Origin of the sequence: Methylobacter sp. (genome assembly GCF_030680395.1) — a bacterium.
Classification (GTDB): Bacteria; Pseudomonadota; Gammaproteobacteria; order Methylococcales; family Methylomonadaceae; genus Methylobacter_A.
Map to the genome: position 1 here is coordinate 1 of NZ_JAUXVR010000017.1, position 14,297 is coordinate 14,297.

12 protein-coding genes and 1 tRNA gene are annotated in these 14,297 nt (G+C 48.2%); 9 read left to right on the forward strand and 4 right to left on the reverse strand.

Annotation, left to right across the window (positions count from 1 at the left end; all coding sequences use genetic code 11):
* Nucleotides 1–62 precede the first annotated feature (62 nt).
* Nucleotides 63–139, forward strand: a tRNA-Asp gene (locus tag Q8L79_RS07435).
* A gap of 78 nt (nt 140–217) precedes the next feature.
* Nucleotides 218–2,077, forward strand: coding sequence for a SurA N-terminal domain-containing protein (locus Q8L79_RS07440; protein ID WP_305269695.1), 1,860 nt, complete (start codon nt 218–220; stop codon nt 2,075–2,077).
* A gap of 238 nt (nt 2,078–2,315) precedes the next feature.
* Here Q8L79_RS07440 and Q8L79_RS07445 read toward each other — a convergent pair whose 3' ends face one another.
* On the reverse strand, nt 2,316–3,098 hold the full coding sequence (locus Q8L79_RS07445; protein WP_300484528.1) for an enoyl-ACP reductase: 783 nt from the start codon (nt 3,096–3,098) through the stop codon (nt 2,316–2,318).
* A 425-nt stretch (nt 3,099–3,523) separates the two neighbouring features.
* Here Q8L79_RS07445 and Q8L79_RS07450 point away from each other — a divergent pair, with 425 nt between their 5' ends.
* From Q8L79_RS07450 to Q8L79_RS07470, 5 genes are all read left to right on the forward strand, one after another.
* Nucleotides 3,524–5,410, forward strand: a complete 1,887-nt coding sequence (locus Q8L79_RS07450) for an ABC transporter substrate-binding protein (protein WP_370869895.1) — start codon at nt 3,524–3,526, stop codon at nt 5,408–5,410.
* On the forward strand, nt 5,407–6,384 hold the full coding sequence (locus Q8L79_RS07455; protein WP_305269705.1) for an ABC transporter permease: 978 nt from the start codon (nt 5,407–5,409) through the stop codon (nt 6,382–6,384). Before Q8L79_RS07450 ends, Q8L79_RS07455 begins: the two co-directional genes overlap by 4 nt.
* Nucleotides 6,384–7,727: an ABC transporter permease gene (locus Q8L79_RS07460; protein ID WP_305269708.1), complete on the forward strand. Its 1,344-nt coding sequence runs from the start codon at nt 6,384–6,386 to the stop codon at nt 7,725–7,727. The genes Q8L79_RS07455 and Q8L79_RS07460 overlap by 1 nt, the downstream gene beginning before the upstream one ends.
* A complete protein-coding gene (locus tag Q8L79_RS07465; protein ID WP_305269709.1) occupies nt 7,720–9,324 on the forward strand; it encodes an ABC transporter ATP-binding protein in 1,605 nt (534 codons plus the stop codon). Before Q8L79_RS07460 ends, Q8L79_RS07465 begins: the two co-directional genes overlap by 8 nt.
* 97 nt (nt 9,325–9,421) lie before the next feature.
* The gene (locus tag Q8L79_RS07470; RefSeq protein WP_305269711.1) at nt 9,422–9,889 is read left to right on the forward strand and encodes a CreA family protein; all 468 of its coding nucleotides are present in this window, start codon (nt 9,422–9,424) and stop codon (nt 9,887–9,889) included.
* Nucleotides 9,890–10,086: 197 nt separating this feature from the next.
* Here Q8L79_RS07470 and Q8L79_RS07475 read toward each other — a convergent pair whose 3' ends face one another.
* The 3 genes from Q8L79_RS07475 to Q8L79_RS07485 form a co-directional block, all read right to left on the reverse strand.
* On the reverse strand, nt 10,087–10,623 hold the full coding sequence (locus Q8L79_RS07475) for a hypothetical protein (RefSeq protein WP_305269713.1): 537 nt from the start codon (nt 10,621–10,623) through the stop codon (nt 10,087–10,089).
* A 189-nt stretch (nt 10,624–10,812) separates the two neighbouring features.
* Nucleotides 10,813–10,995 (reverse strand): hypothetical protein, encoded by a 183-nt coding sequence (locus tag Q8L79_RS07480; protein WP_305269715.1) that lies wholly within the window; start codon nt 10,993–10,995, stop codon nt 10,813–10,815.
* Nucleotides 10,996–11,172: 177 nt separating this feature from the next.
* Nucleotides 11,173–12,486 carry a TRZ/ATZ family hydrolase gene (locus Q8L79_RS07485; protein WP_305269717.1) on the reverse strand — a complete coding sequence of 438 codons (1,314 nt, stop codon included), beginning with the start codon at nt 12,484–12,486 and terminating at the stop codon, nt 11,173–11,175.
* 58 nt (nt 12,487–12,544) lie between these two features.
* On the opposite strand from Q8L79_RS07485, the gene mtnA reads away from it, so the two are divergent.
* Together mtnA and cysZ are read left to right on the forward strand one after the other, a co-directional pair.
* Nucleotides 12,545–13,585: an S-methyl-5-thioribose-1-phosphate isomerase gene (gene mtnA, locus Q8L79_RS07490; RefSeq protein ID WP_305269719.1), complete on the forward strand. Its 1,041-nt coding sequence runs from the start codon at nt 12,545–12,547 to the stop codon at nt 13,583–13,585.
* A complete protein-coding gene (gene cysZ / locus Q8L79_RS07495) occupies nt 13,575–14,294 on the forward strand; it encodes a sulfate transporter CysZ (RefSeq protein ID WP_305269721.1) in 720 nt (239 codons plus the stop codon). Before mtnA ends, cysZ begins: the two co-directional genes overlap by 11 nt.
* Nucleotides 14,295–14,297 lie beyond the last annotated feature (3 nt).

Here is a 14,297-nt window from a genome sequence, read left to right on the forward strand (position 1 = left end):
AGAGCATCGCCCTTACAAGGCGAGGGTCGGGGGTTCGAACCCCTCAGCACCCACCAGACTTTGGAGTGGTAGTTCAGTTGGTTAGAATACCGGCCTGTCACGCCGGTGGTCGCGGGTTCGAGCCCCGTCCACTCCGCCAAAATCAAAAAGCTCCGGATCGATTGGTTCGGGGCTTTTTTTTTGATTAAAATTTAAGTTGTTTCTTTAGGACAGAGCTATGCTGACAAAGATTAGAGAAAAAGCACAAGGTGCTTTTGCATGGGGTATTTTGATAATAATTTGTGTGCCTTTTGCTTTATGGGGCATTCAAAATTATCTGGATACTGGGGAAGAAGCTCCCGTCGCTTCCGTCGGCGATAAGGATTTTTTTCAGCGCGATGTTAATAAGGCTTATGAGCAATATAGCCAGAATCTTCAAGGACTGACGATTAATGAACAAACCTTGAAAGCGCAAGCATTAGAGAAACTGATAAAAGATGAAGTTTTATTGCAGTATGTGCATGACAAGGGCCTTGTCACAACTGATGATACCGCGCGTGAATTTATACAAACCCTGCCCTATTTTCAGGTAGATGGTAAATTTGATGAGAAGCGTTATAAGACAATGCTTGGTTTACAAAAAATGTCCTCAGCGGAGTTTGTAAACAGAATCAAGAATGCACTGATTATGGAACAGTTTCAGCGCAGTATTATAGATAGCAGTTTTGCAACGAAATATGATGTAGAAAGTTTTTTCAAAATCCAGAATCAACAGCGTGATGTGGATTATGTCACTGTTACGGTACAGAAGCTTACGGAACAACCCTCAGAGCAAGAAATAGAGGCCTATTATCAGCAGCATCAGGACTTATATCAAATACCTGAGCAGGTTTCTGTAGAGTACATCGAGTTATCACTTGAAGATATTGCCAAGACTATAGCGGTAACTGATGACAAGTTGAAAGCCTTCTATGAAGAGCAAAAAGATCAGTATACCACTGCCGAGCGAAGAAAAATCAGTCATATCCTGTTTGCAATTAATGACAAGGTCGACGAAAAGGCCGCGTTAGAAAAAGCCTTAAAAGCACAAAAAGAACTGGCGAATAAAGACTTTGCTGCCTTAGCGGCAGAAGTTTCCGATGATAAATTAACCGCTAAAACAGGCGGAGATTTAGGCCTGTTTAATGTGGGCGTCATGGAAAAATCGTTTGAAGATGCGGCGAGTGCTTTAAAACTGGGTGAAGTATCAAGTCCCGTTAAGTCGGCATTCGGTTATCACTTGATTAAAGTGACCGAGTTAGTGCCCGGCGAAGTCAAACCGTTCGATTCAGTTAAAAATGAAGTAACCAAGGCCTATCAGAAAGTCCAGGCAGAAAATGCCTTTTATGAAGCCGGTGAAACTTTAACCGAAATGAGTTATGAAAACCCCGATAATCTGAAAACGGTGGCGGATGCTTTAGGCATTACCATTAAGAAATCAGCGTTGTTTACCAAAGATAAAGGCGACGGCATTGCAGCTGACGAAAAAATTCGTAACGCCGCCTTTACTGAAGAAGTTTTGCAAGGTAACAATAGTACGCCAATAGAATTGGGAACCGATCGCTTGGTTGTTTTAAGGCTGTTGGAACACAAAGCTGCTGCTGCGCGAGAGCTGAAAGATGTTAAGAGCGATATAGTTGCTGTATTGCTGGCTGACAAAGCCAAGCAGCAGGCTGTCGAAAAAGCGGGTCAGATCAAGACTCGACTTCAGGCAGGTGAGTCCATTCAAGCTGTTGCGGCTGAAAATAAGCTACAAGTAAAGACGGTTGCCGGATTAACTCGTAGCAAGGAAGATGTGCCGCTACCGTTGAGTCAGGCGATTTTCAAGGCAGCTAAACCTGTCGGCGATAAACCGACGGTCTTTATCGCCGAATTGCCTGCCGGTGAACAAGTGGTCGTGAGTTTGTCAAAAGTAAAAGCAGGCGTAATGACTGAGGATGACAAGAAACAAATGGAACTGGCGACCAAAAATATTGCCAAAGCTTTTGGTCAGACTGAATTCAATGCGTTGATAAACAGTTTGCAGGAAGATGCCGATATATCAGTCAAGGCGCCGTAGGTTGGGTTACGACTGCACGGACAGGAAATGATCCAGTCATTTCTCTGCATTCCCCACATCCCTGTGGGTTATGCAGGAGGTGGAACCAATACAGGAGCAATTGCCGAGACGCATCTTTTTGCGTCGTAACCCACGGCTTTGATATTGGTTTGTCGGGTTACGCTACGCTAATCCGACCTACGCATTGCAAATAAAAAAGGGAGCATTAAGCTCCCTTTTTTGTGTCAAAATTCTTGCGTTAAGATGCCGCTAAACCGGCAATATTATAGCCGCAATCGACAAAAGTGATTTCGCCGGTAATACCCGAAGCCAGATCGGAACACATAAATGCCGCCGCATTGCCGACTTCTTCAATGGTTACGTTTTTCTTTAACGGCGCAGTATCGGCCGCTTTGTTGAGCATGGATTTAAAGTCATTAATCCCCGATGCGGCAAGCGTTCTGATAGGGCCTGCTGAAATCGCATTAACGCGTGTACCTTCGGCACCTAAGGCCACAGCCATATAGCGGACATTGGCTTCCAGGCTGGCTTTAGCGACACCCATGACATTGTAGTTAGGAATCGCCCGGTCGGCGCCTAAATAAGTCAGGGTTAAAAGAGAACCGTTGCGGCCTTGCATCATCGCGCGTCCGGCTTTTGCCAGAGCGGTAAAGCTGTAGGAGCTGATGTCATGGGCAATCTGAAAGTTTTCGCGGGTGGTGACATCGACATAATCACCATTCAGCGCGTCACGGGGCGCGTAAGCGACCGAATGCACGATACAATCCAGGCCGTCCCAGTGTTCGCCCAGTTTGTTAAATACAGTATCGATATGCTCGTCAATGCTGACATCACATTCAATGGTAATGTTGGAATTACATTGACCAGCCATTTCTTCGACGCGACTTTGCAGCTTTTCATTTTGAAAGGTAAAGGCTAATTCAGCGCCTTCGCGGTGCATGGCTTGAGCAATGCCCCATGCAATTGAACGGTTACTGGCTAAACCCACAATCAAGACTCGTTTGCCCTGCATAAAACCCATTATCATCTCCCAATGTTTTTGTTGTTACAATAGAGTTTCAAGTATCTATGACCCTTTTATTGATGTCCAGTCTTTTGTCTCGGCAATTGCTCTATGCATTGCTCTACCTTCCACTTCCATGTAGTCGTATGAAGATGAAAACCTGCAAAGCTCGTGTGTTAGTTCTGATGTTGTCGGTCATATTTTGGTCTGCCTCGTTTTCTTGCGCGGCATGGGAGTCAGAAGAACTTAATAACCCTTATCCGGAAGATGAGAACAATCAGGCGGTTTTGTATGAGTCATTTTCAGAACGACCCAAGCATCTGGATCCTGCTGTATCCTACAGCAACAGTGAATATACTTTTATTGCGCAGATTTACGAGCCTCCGTTCCAATATCATTATCTGAAAAGGCCTTATCAAGTGGTGCCGCTAACCGCCGTTCGTATGCCTGAAGTGAGTTACCTGACTCTAAAAGGCGAAAAACTGGGCAATGGCGTAAATGACAGCGACATTGCATTTACTGAGTATATAATTGAAATCCAGCCTGGTATTCGCTACCAACCGCACCCCGCTCTGGCTAAAAACATTCAGGGTGATTATAAATATCATCAGTTAGACAAAGCGCAAATCGAGGCTGCTACATCGCTGAACGATTTCAAAGCCACCGGCTCGCGTGAGCTCACTGCCGAAGATTATGTTTACCAGATTAAACGTCTGGCACATCCTAAAATTCAGTCGCCGATAGCCGAAATCATGAAAAATTATATTGTCGGCTTTGATGACTATTCCAAGCAGGTCAAAGATAAAGCCAAGACGGCGATTAGAGACTTGCCGATAGAAGGTGCAACAGCGCTCAACCGTTATCAATATCGTATTCGTATTAAAGGCAAATACCCGCAGTTTATCTACTGGTTGGCCATGCCGTTTTTCTCGCCGATGCCGTGGGAAGCTGATGTGTTTTATAGTCAGAAAGGGCTTGCTGACAAAAACATTACGCTGGATTGGTTTCCGATAGGCACGGGGCCTTACCTGATGGCTGAAAATAACCCGAATCGACGCATGATTTTGCTTAAAAATCCCTTGTTTCATGTTGAATCCTATCCGACCGAAGGCGAGCCTGAAGACGCGCAAAAAGGCCTGCTGGTTGATGCAGGAAAACAGCTGCCGTTTATCGACAAAGTAGTTTTTATGCTGGAAAAAGAAACCATTCCTTACTGGACAAAATTTCTGCAAGGCTATTACGATGCATCGGGTATCGCCTCGGACAGCTTCGATCAGGCCATACAATTTACCGGCAGCGGCGACGTGGCGTTAACGCCGACCATGCTGGAAAAAGGCATCCAGTTACAAACTTCGGTGGCGACCTCCAGTTTTTACATGGGCTTTAACATGCTTGACGCTATCGTGGGCGGTACGACTGAGCAAGCCAGAAAGTTGCGGCAGGCGATCGCTATCGCGGTTGATTATGAAGAATATATCTCTATTTTTACCAACGGTCGCGGCGTTGCGGCGCAAGGCATTTTGCCTCCCGGTATCTACGGCTTTGACGATAAAACCGGCATCAATCCTTATGTTTACGAGTGGCTGAACGGTAAAGCTGCCGCTCCTGTAGGCAAAGCTCAGCGTAAAAAAATCGATGCGGCGCGACAACTGATGACCGAAGCCGGTTATGCCGGCGGCATAGATCCCAAAACCAAAGAAGCCCTGATTTTATATTTTGATACAACGACTACCAGCATTGATGACCGGCCCAGAATGAACTGGTATCGCAAGCAATTTGAAAAACTGGGCATAAAACTGGTGATACGCGGCACAGATTACAATCGTTTCCAGGAAAAAATGCGTACCGGCAACGCCCAGATTTTTGTCTGGGGCTGGAATGCCGATTATCCGGATCCCGAGAATTTCTTTTTTCTGCTGTATGGCGCAAACTCCAAAGTGCAGCACGGCGGTGAAAATGCCGCGAATTACCATAATCCCGAATTCGACCGCCTGTTCGAGCAAATGCGCAACATGAATAACAGCGAGCAACGTTACCGGATCATCCAGCAAATGCAGGAGATTGTGCGCCATGATGCGCCGTGGGTGTTTGGCTATCATCCGAAGAATTTTTCGTTATTTCACGGTTGGTACAAAAATATTAAACCGAACCTGATGGCCAATAACCTGCTTAAATATACCCGTATCAATACGGCCGATCGAGCCGAGAAAAGGCGACAATGGAACAAGCCGGTGTTTTGGCCTTTGGTACTGGGTAGCGCGGTATTTGTGCTGATGTTGATTCCGGCGATTAATACCTACCGCCGCCGTGTAAGGAAATCTATTCAATGACCCAATATATTATCCGAAGGCTTTTATACAGCCTGCCTTTGTTGATGGGCGTTAATATCTTAACGTTTGTCCTGTTCTTTGTCGTCAATAGCCCGGACGATATGGCACGTATGCAGCTGGGGCAAAAGCACGTTACCGGGCAATCTATCGCCAACTGGAAACAGCAACACGGCTACGATGTGCCGTTGCTCTGGAATGCCGATGCGCAAGGTGAGAAAAAAATAACCGACACCATTTTTTACCAAAAATCGGTCGGCTTGTTTTTGTTTCGTTTCGGCGTGTCCGATAGCGGCCGCAATATCGGTGCGGACATTAAAGAACGCGCTTGGCCCAGCCTTGCCGTGGCGTTGCCGACGCTGCTTGTCGGCCTGCTGGTGAATATTTGCTTTGCATTGATGATGGTGTTGTTCCGCAACAGTTATCTGGAACATGCGGGCATCGTGTTATGCGTGATTTTGATGTCGATTTCTTCGCTGTTTTATATCATCGGCGGGCAGTTTTTCATCGGTAAAGTCTTAAGATTAGTGCCTATTTCGGGCTATGACGACGGCATGGCGGCAATTAAATTTCTGATCCTGCCGGTGTTGATCGGCGTATTTTCAGGCATCGGCTCAGGCGTTCGCTGGTATAGAACCCTGTTTTTAGAAGAAGTCGAAAAAGACTATGTGCGCACCGCAAGAGCCAAGGGCTTAACCGAAACCCAAACCCTGTTTCAACATGTGTTACCCAATGCGATGATTCCTATTTTGACCGGCGTCGTAGTCGTGCTGCCGTTGTTGTTTATGGGCAGTCTAATCATGGAATCGTTTTTCAGTATTCCCGGTTTGGGCAGTTACACCATAGACGCGATTAACAGCCAGGATTTCGCTATCGTTCGCGCGATGGTTTTTCTGGGCTCGGTGTTATATGTGATCGGGCTGTTGTTGACCGATATTTCCTACACATTGGTTGATCCGCGCGTGAGGTTATCGTAATGGTGGTGTTATGGACAGACGCGCTGATCTATTTGTTGATTGTAGTGATACTGGCGCTGGGCTTGTATCTGCGCGGCAAGGAACACATCAAGCGCCCGCTGCAACAAATAAGCCGCAGTAAAATCGGCATGGTGTCACTGGTGGTGCTGCTGTTTTTTGTGCTGATCGGCTTGCTCGATTCCGTGCATTTTAAACCCGCCGATGATAAGAAAAACGAGATTATCAGTCTGCTGGACGATTGGGCGACGCCGCTACGCGAGCATGGCGAAAAAACCTATTCCGCGCCTTTTGCGACCACGCTTTACAGCAAGGAAATGATGACGCTGGCAGACGGCTCCATGCAATGGGGTTACCCGCGCCTGGAGTTCGGCGGCAGGCATTTGAGTAATCCTGAGATAGAGAAAGTCCCCGATATTTTACAAAAAACAGTTTACGGTTTGGCCCAAGGCGCCAGCCTGATTGGTTTTTTTATGCTGCTCATGTGGATGTTACTTGTTGAGCAGCATAAACGTTTCATGCGCAGCTCAACGGCAAAAACAGTCTGGGCGGTAGCGTTTTTTATGGTGTCGTTTAGTTACGCCTTAATCTATTTATCCGGCTATTATCACGTGTTCGGCACCGACAAAGTTGGCGAAGACGTTTTTTATCAAGCCGTAAAAAGTATACGCACCGGCTTGGTTATCGGTACCTTAACCACGTTAATCATGCTGCCGATGGCGATTATCTTCGGCATCCTGGCCGGTTTTTTTCGCGGTTGGGTAGATGACATCATTCAATATATTTATACCACGCTCAACTCCATCCCCGGCGTCTTGCTGATAGCCGCCTCAATCCTGATGGTGCAGGTGTATATGGCCAATCACGAAGCCGCCTTTACCAGCGTTATCGTCAGGGCGGATACGCGCTTGTTGTTTCTGTGCATGATCCTCGGCGTGACCAGTTGGACAGGCTTATGCCGGTTGCTTAGGGCGGAAACCCTCAAGCTTCGGGAAATGGAATACGTCCAGGCCGCCTCTGCGTTGGGTGTAAAGCAAGGCGCGATTTTACTGCGCCACATCCTGCCCAATGTCATGCACATCGTGTTGATCTCAGTGGTGCTGGATTTCAGTTCGCTGGTGCTGGCCGAGGCGGTGTTGTCTTATATCAACATCGGCGTCGATCCGACCAGCTACAGCTGGGGTAATATGATTAATGGCGCGCGGCTGGAAATGGCCCGCGAGCCTATCGTGTGGTGGTCGCTGACGGCCGCCTTTGTGTTTATGTTCGCGCTGGTGCTGGCAGCCAATTTGTTTGCCGACGTGGTGCAGGATGCGTTTGATCCGAGACGGAGCGGCAATGAATAATCCGATACTGGCCATCCGGCATCTTAGCGTCACCTTCAACCACCGGCAGACGGTGGTCGATGACATCAGTTTTGAAATCCATGCCGGCGAAACCTTTGCGTTGGTCGGCGAGTCGGGTTCCGGCAAATCGATTACCGCCTTGTCGGTGCTCAGATTATTGCCCAATAACGCAAGGCTTAATGCCGAAGCCGTCAACCTGCACGGCGATAATTTACTGAATCATTCTGAATTTGAGCTGTGCAAAATTCGCGGTCGGCGCATCGGCTTTATTTTTCAGGACCCGATGTCTTCGTTGAACCCGGTTATGACCATCGGCGGCCAGATCGAGGAGGTCATCAAGCTGCATTTCGACCTGCCCAGGGACGCCGTTAAACAACGGGTGCTGGAATTATTGCAACAAGTTGAAATCCCCGAACCGCAGCAGCGCATTAAAGACTATCCGCATCAACTGTCCGGCGGCCAGCGGCAGCGGGTGATGATCGCCATCGCCTTGGCGGGCAAGCCGGATTTACTGATCGCCGATGAGCCGACCACATCTCTGGATGTGACCATTCAGGCGCAAATCCTGGGGTTGCTGAAAGCTATCCAGCAACAAACCGGCATGGCGTTGTGGCTGATCAGTCATGACTTGACGCTGGTATCGACAATGGCCGATCGGGTTGCGGTCATGCAGCAAGGTAAAATCGTCGAAACCGGTCTGACTGCCGAGTTTTTTAACCAGCCCAAACATCCTTATACCCGTAAGCTGCTGGATGCCCTGCCGTTGATGCAAAGTTGCTTAGCGCACAAGACCGAGGAAAAGCCGCCGTTGCTGCAGGTCAGCGATTTTTATTGCTATTACCCGATCCGGAAAGGCATTTTCAAGCGGGTCGTCGATTTTGTACGGGCCGTCGATGGCGTCAGTTTTAATATACAACAAGGCAAAACGCTGGCCCTGGTCGGCGAATCCGGTTGCGGTAAAACCACCTTGGGCAAAAGCTTGTTAAACCTGATACCCGGTAGCGGACGAGTGGTGATCAACGGCGTCGAATTGAATGCCTTGACCGGCGAAGCATTGCGGAAACAGCGCGCCAATATCCAGATCGTGTTTCAAGACCCGTTTTCATCAATGAACCCGCGCATGCTGGTTGGCGACATCATCGCCGAAGGCATCAGAGCCTTGCATCCCAAGGCGAGCTCTGATGAGCGCAAGGCCAGGGTCCGGCAACTGTTGCAGCAAGTCGACTTGCCCACAGATTCGGCGCTGCGTTATCCGCATGAATTTTCCGGCGGTCAGCGCCAGCGCATCTGCATAGCCCGCGCCTTGGCGGTCGATCCCAAACTGATTGTCTGCGACGAACCGACCAGTGCGCTGGATGTGTCGGTGCAGGCGCAGATTATCCAATTACTCAAAACTTTGCAGCAGGAAAAAGGCGTGAGCTATTTGTTCATCACCCACGATCTTGCCGTCGTCGCCGAAATAGCCGATGACGTTGCGGTGATGTACCAGGGCAAGATCATAGAGCAGGGCAGTGTGGCCGAGGTTTTGACCCAACCCAAACAGGCCTATACCAAAAAGCTGCTGGCGGCTGTGCCTGTTCTGAAAATGGATCATTGAGAGTGAAACTTGAGCAGGTTCGCGACAAGGGCTTAACATTCAAAGCTGCGATCGGGTAATAATGGCAGTATAACTTCTTAACTTTGTGGATAGACTGATGAAAAAACAAATCTTACTTACAGCAACAATGATTCTCAGCACATTAGCCTTTACTGCGTCAGCCGAAGAGATCGGTGATGTCAGTACGACCTTTAAGCTGCTGGGAGCCAATCATAAAATTGTGATTGAGGCCTTCGACGATCCTGATGTTTCCGGTGTTGCTTGTCATATATCACGGGCTAAAACAGGAGGAATGAAAGGCGCAGTAGGTCTGGCTGAAGATCCAACAGAAGCATCAATTGCATGTCGGCAAATAGGCGCAATTGACACGAATAAACTGGATAAATTGAAAAATGGCGATGTGGTGTTTAAAGAAAGCCTGTCGCTGGTTTTTAAGAGCCTCCAAGTGGTGCGTTTTTATGATAAAAAACGTAATGTCCTGGTCTATATGGCTTACAGTGACAGGGTGATTGAAGGTTCTCCAAAGAATTCTATTTCCTCGGTGCCGGTTATGAAGTGGGATTAGTAAAGCGGTAGTGGGACGCCATACGCTGAAGTTATGGCGTCCTATAGCGCGTAAGGGACCAAAAGTAGGCGCTTCACCACTGCATGGAGCAATTGCCGAGGTGACGCACAGCGCGGATTGCAATCAGTCGAAGCGTTGACGAATTCTCTTACAGCTTTGAGCATCGGACGTTTGTTTCAATAAGGATGTAAAACGTATTACGCTAAAAATACAAAAATAAAAGCAATGGAAAAACTCAGATTACCGAAAAAAATGGGGTCTTGCGAAAATCTTTTAAAAATTTCAATCAATATGGCGCCTCCCAAAATATAAACCGGAAACACAAAAACAGTAGTCAAATGTCCCATATCTCCAGGGACATAATAAAATATGAGCGTGTTAAGGAAAAAGCTGCTTGAAATATTTACGAATATTTCAAGCAGCAATGCCTCTACAGAGAGCACAAAAATAAAAATAGTTGTTTCATGCTTAACTTTAAAGGACTGAATCTTTTTCTGAACGAAATAAAGATGATAACCATAGAGTGACCACTGGAAAAACGCAAAAATCGAGGTATCGCCCTGATGTACAGCCGTTACCTGATATATCCAAAGAGGCGAGTCGAAAGCGGTTCTACAGAAGCTATTGACAGCCACCTCGCTAATGCATCCTATCAGGGCGAGTGTTCCTGAATACATGTAGACATCTTTAATTCTTATCTGCGTTGAGTTATCGGTGAGCGCAAGGCCTGCCAAATAAATAACTGCAACCAAATACAAGAAAAAAATGATGAGGCTTGTAACCATAAGGTAGTTCTCTAAACTGATTTAATCATCAAAGCTGGACGTGACATTCGAAACGTAAGGCGTTGGTTAAGAAGCGTAGCCATTTGGCATCTTTGAAGCGTTAGGACAGGATTGTAAGCCCCGTCCATTATTAAAAAATTAATTAGCGAGCAGCCTGATGAAGCTTGCGGAATCCGGCGCTTCTTGGCTCCGACAGCTATGCGGGAGTAAGCTGTGCGTACTTAAATAGCCGCCATAAACGACCAGGCAATGCTCAGATCCGGGAGCGGTAGTCTCATCCCATGCCGAATACGCCGGGCTATCCGTATCTGCCTTGTTCATCCAGCATATACACCAACACATAGCCCTATACCTGAGTACAAGGCCTGCCCTGTGCTTGTAAATCGTTCAAGGCCGGTTTTGAACTCCGAAACAACATCATGGATTTATCACATTGCGGTTGGCGCGGGAACGAAACAGGCCTGAGCCGTTACAAATATACAGGCTTTATCTTAACAATCAACCCGCCAACCGCTCCCGCCATTCGGCTATTTTCATTCTCAACTCATCAACATTAATTGTGGTCAGATGACGCTGCTTTAACAAGCGTTTGCCCGCCACCCAGACATCGGTGACTTGCTGGCGGCTGGCGGAGTAAACAATCTGCGAAACCGGGCAATATAACGGTTGGGTTTCCAGATGCGACAAGTCAATGGCGATCACGTCGGCGGCTTTGCCGATGCTTAACGAGCCGGTTTCATGGTCCAGACACAGAGCTTTGGCGCCATTGATGGTCGCCATGCGCAGTGCAGTCATTGCCGGAATGGCGCTGGCGTCACCGGCAACGGCTTTGCCGAGCAATGCCGCGGTACGCATTTCGCCGAACATATCCAGATCATTGTTGCTGGCCGCACCATCGGTACCCAAGGCCACGTTGATGCCTGCGGCGATACATTTGGCGACCGGGCAAAAGCCGCTGGCCAGTTTTAAATTGGATTCCGGGCAATGCACGATATGCGCGCCGGACTCTGCAAACCGGATGATTTCGTCATCGGTTAACTGGGTCATGTGTACCGCGATAAACGACGGGTCGATCAGGCCGAGTTCATGCAGCCTTTGCAGGGGCCGCTGTCCGTTTTTTTCCAGTTCCTGTTCTATTTCATGCAGCGTTTCGTGGACATGAATATGAATCGGCAGTTCCAGTTCATCGGCAAAGGTTTTGATTTTTTGCAGCGGTTCGTCCGACACGGTGTACGGCGCATGCGGCGCAAACGGCGTGGAAATTAACGGGTGGTGGCGTAGTTGATCATGCAGCGCCAGACCTTTTTCAATATAGGCGTCGCTGTTTTCGGCCCAGACTGTCGGGAAATCGATGACGATCAGGCCGACACTGGCGCGGATGCCGTGATGTATCGCCTGCGCGGCGGTGATTTCCGGGAAAAAATACATGTCATTGAAGCAGGTCGTACCCCCCAGAATCATTTCGGCTATCGCCAGATCGGTGCCGTCTTTGACAAACGCCTCGCTCATCCATTTTTGCTCCAGCGGCCAGATGTGGTTTTGCAGCCAGTCCATCAGTTGCAGATCATCGGCAACACCGCGCATTAAAGTCATCGCGGCATGGGTATGACTATTGATCAGGCCGGGCAGCAGGGCATGATTTTCCAGGTTTTCGGTGGTTGTACCCTGGTATTTTTGCCTGGCAATTTCGGTGGGAAGCAGATCGATGATTCGACCGCTATTGATAACCAGCGTATGGTGTTCATAGGTTACGGATTCCGGTTCAACGGGTATAATCCAGCGAGCGTGGATGAGGGTGTCGACAACTGTCATAAGATATTCCTGTATTGGGTGCCAAATTATAACTTTTTACCATTGGTTTTTGATAAAAATGACTATGCAAAATAAATTGACTGTACAAGCCTTGCAATGGACAGGCACTGCTTTAAAAGTGCTGGACCAGCGACAATTGCCGGAAAAAATCGTTTACGACGAATACAATGATGCCGACGGTGTAACAGAGGCTATTGTTAACATGCGTGTTCGCGGCGCACCGGCTATCGGCATAGCGGCAGCTTACGGCGTGGCGCTGTCGGTTCGAAAGCACTATGCCCAGTCCAATCATTGGCGGCAAAAAGTAACGGCTGATATAGCCATGTTGGCAGCGTCCAGACCAACAGCGGTTAATTTGTTTTGGGCGTTGGATCAGATGAAAGCCGTACTGGCCAAACAGCTTGATAATCCAATGGCGGCCGTTCTGGCTTGTGCGGAAAAAATTCATGCTGATGATATTGCTGCCAATCACAAAATGGGTGAACTGGGTGCCGATATTCTGGACGGTGCAAAGGGGGTAATGACGCATTGCAATGCAGGTGCCCTGGCGACAGGCGGTTACGGTACGGCGCTGGGCGTTATCCGCAGCGCTTATCAAAGACAGCGCATTGACGTTTATGCGGGAGAAACCCGGCCCTGGCTGCAAGGCGCAAGGCTGACCGTTTGGGAGTTGGCGCAAGACGGCATCCCGGCGACCCTGATTGCCGATTCGGCGGCGGCATGGCTGATGAAATCCGGGGCTATCGACTGGATTGTCGTCGGTGCAGACCGCATTGCCGCCAATGGCGATGCCGCAAACAAAATCGGCACCTATTCCCTGGCCGTGTTAGCCAAACAGCATGGCGTAAAGTTAATGGTGGCGGCACCTACCTCGACCATAGACTGGAATATCGATAATGGCGATAAGATAGAGATTGAACAGCGCAATAAGAACGAATTATTGCCCGCCTGTTATATCAAAGAAGATTCTTTGGTTAGTGCCTGGAATCCGGTTTTTGATGTGACGCCGGCGGAATTGATTTCAGCGATTGTGACCGAACGCGGTGTAATACTGAACCCTTTTGAACAAGGGGTAAGGAGTTTAAAAAATGCAATTTAGTAAAAAGGGCAATAATCCGGTGCTAGCCGTCGGTTTTTTATTTAAAGGCCTGAAATTACTGACCCGCCCGGAATTGCGCAAATTCATAATCATCCCAGTGTTAATTAATGTGGTGCTGTATAGCGTTGCCTTAACCTTGGGTTATTTTTATATTGCAGATTTGATCGATCAATTTATCCCAGGCTGGTTGCAATGGTTGAGCTGGGTATTATGGCCGTTATTTTTTATCAGCTTCTTTATAGCCGGTTTTTTTACCTTTACGGTATTGGCGAATATACTGGCCGCGCCTTTTTACGGCAAATTGTCCGCAAAAACACTGGCCATGATTAGCGACCAAGCCTTTGCATCTGCTGAACAGCCTTTGGCTAAAGTCCTTGTTGCCGAATCAAAACGTATCGGCTATTTGGTGACCAGAGCCTTGCCGCTACTGATATTGTCGATTATTCCCGGCGTTAATATAATTGCACCTTTTTTATGGGCGTTGTTTGGAGCCTGGGGCATGGCGCTGGAATATATGGCCTATCCTTTGGAAAACCAGGGCGTGTTGTTTTCCGAGCAGAAAGAGCTGGTCAAAAGCGTCAGGCTGGGCGCGTTAAGCTTTGGCGGACTGGCGGTGCTGGGACTAACCATTCCGGTGCTGAATATCATCGTCGCCCCGGCTGCGGTGATTGGCGCTACGCTTTATTTTAATGAGATTAGGCAGGATTGATCC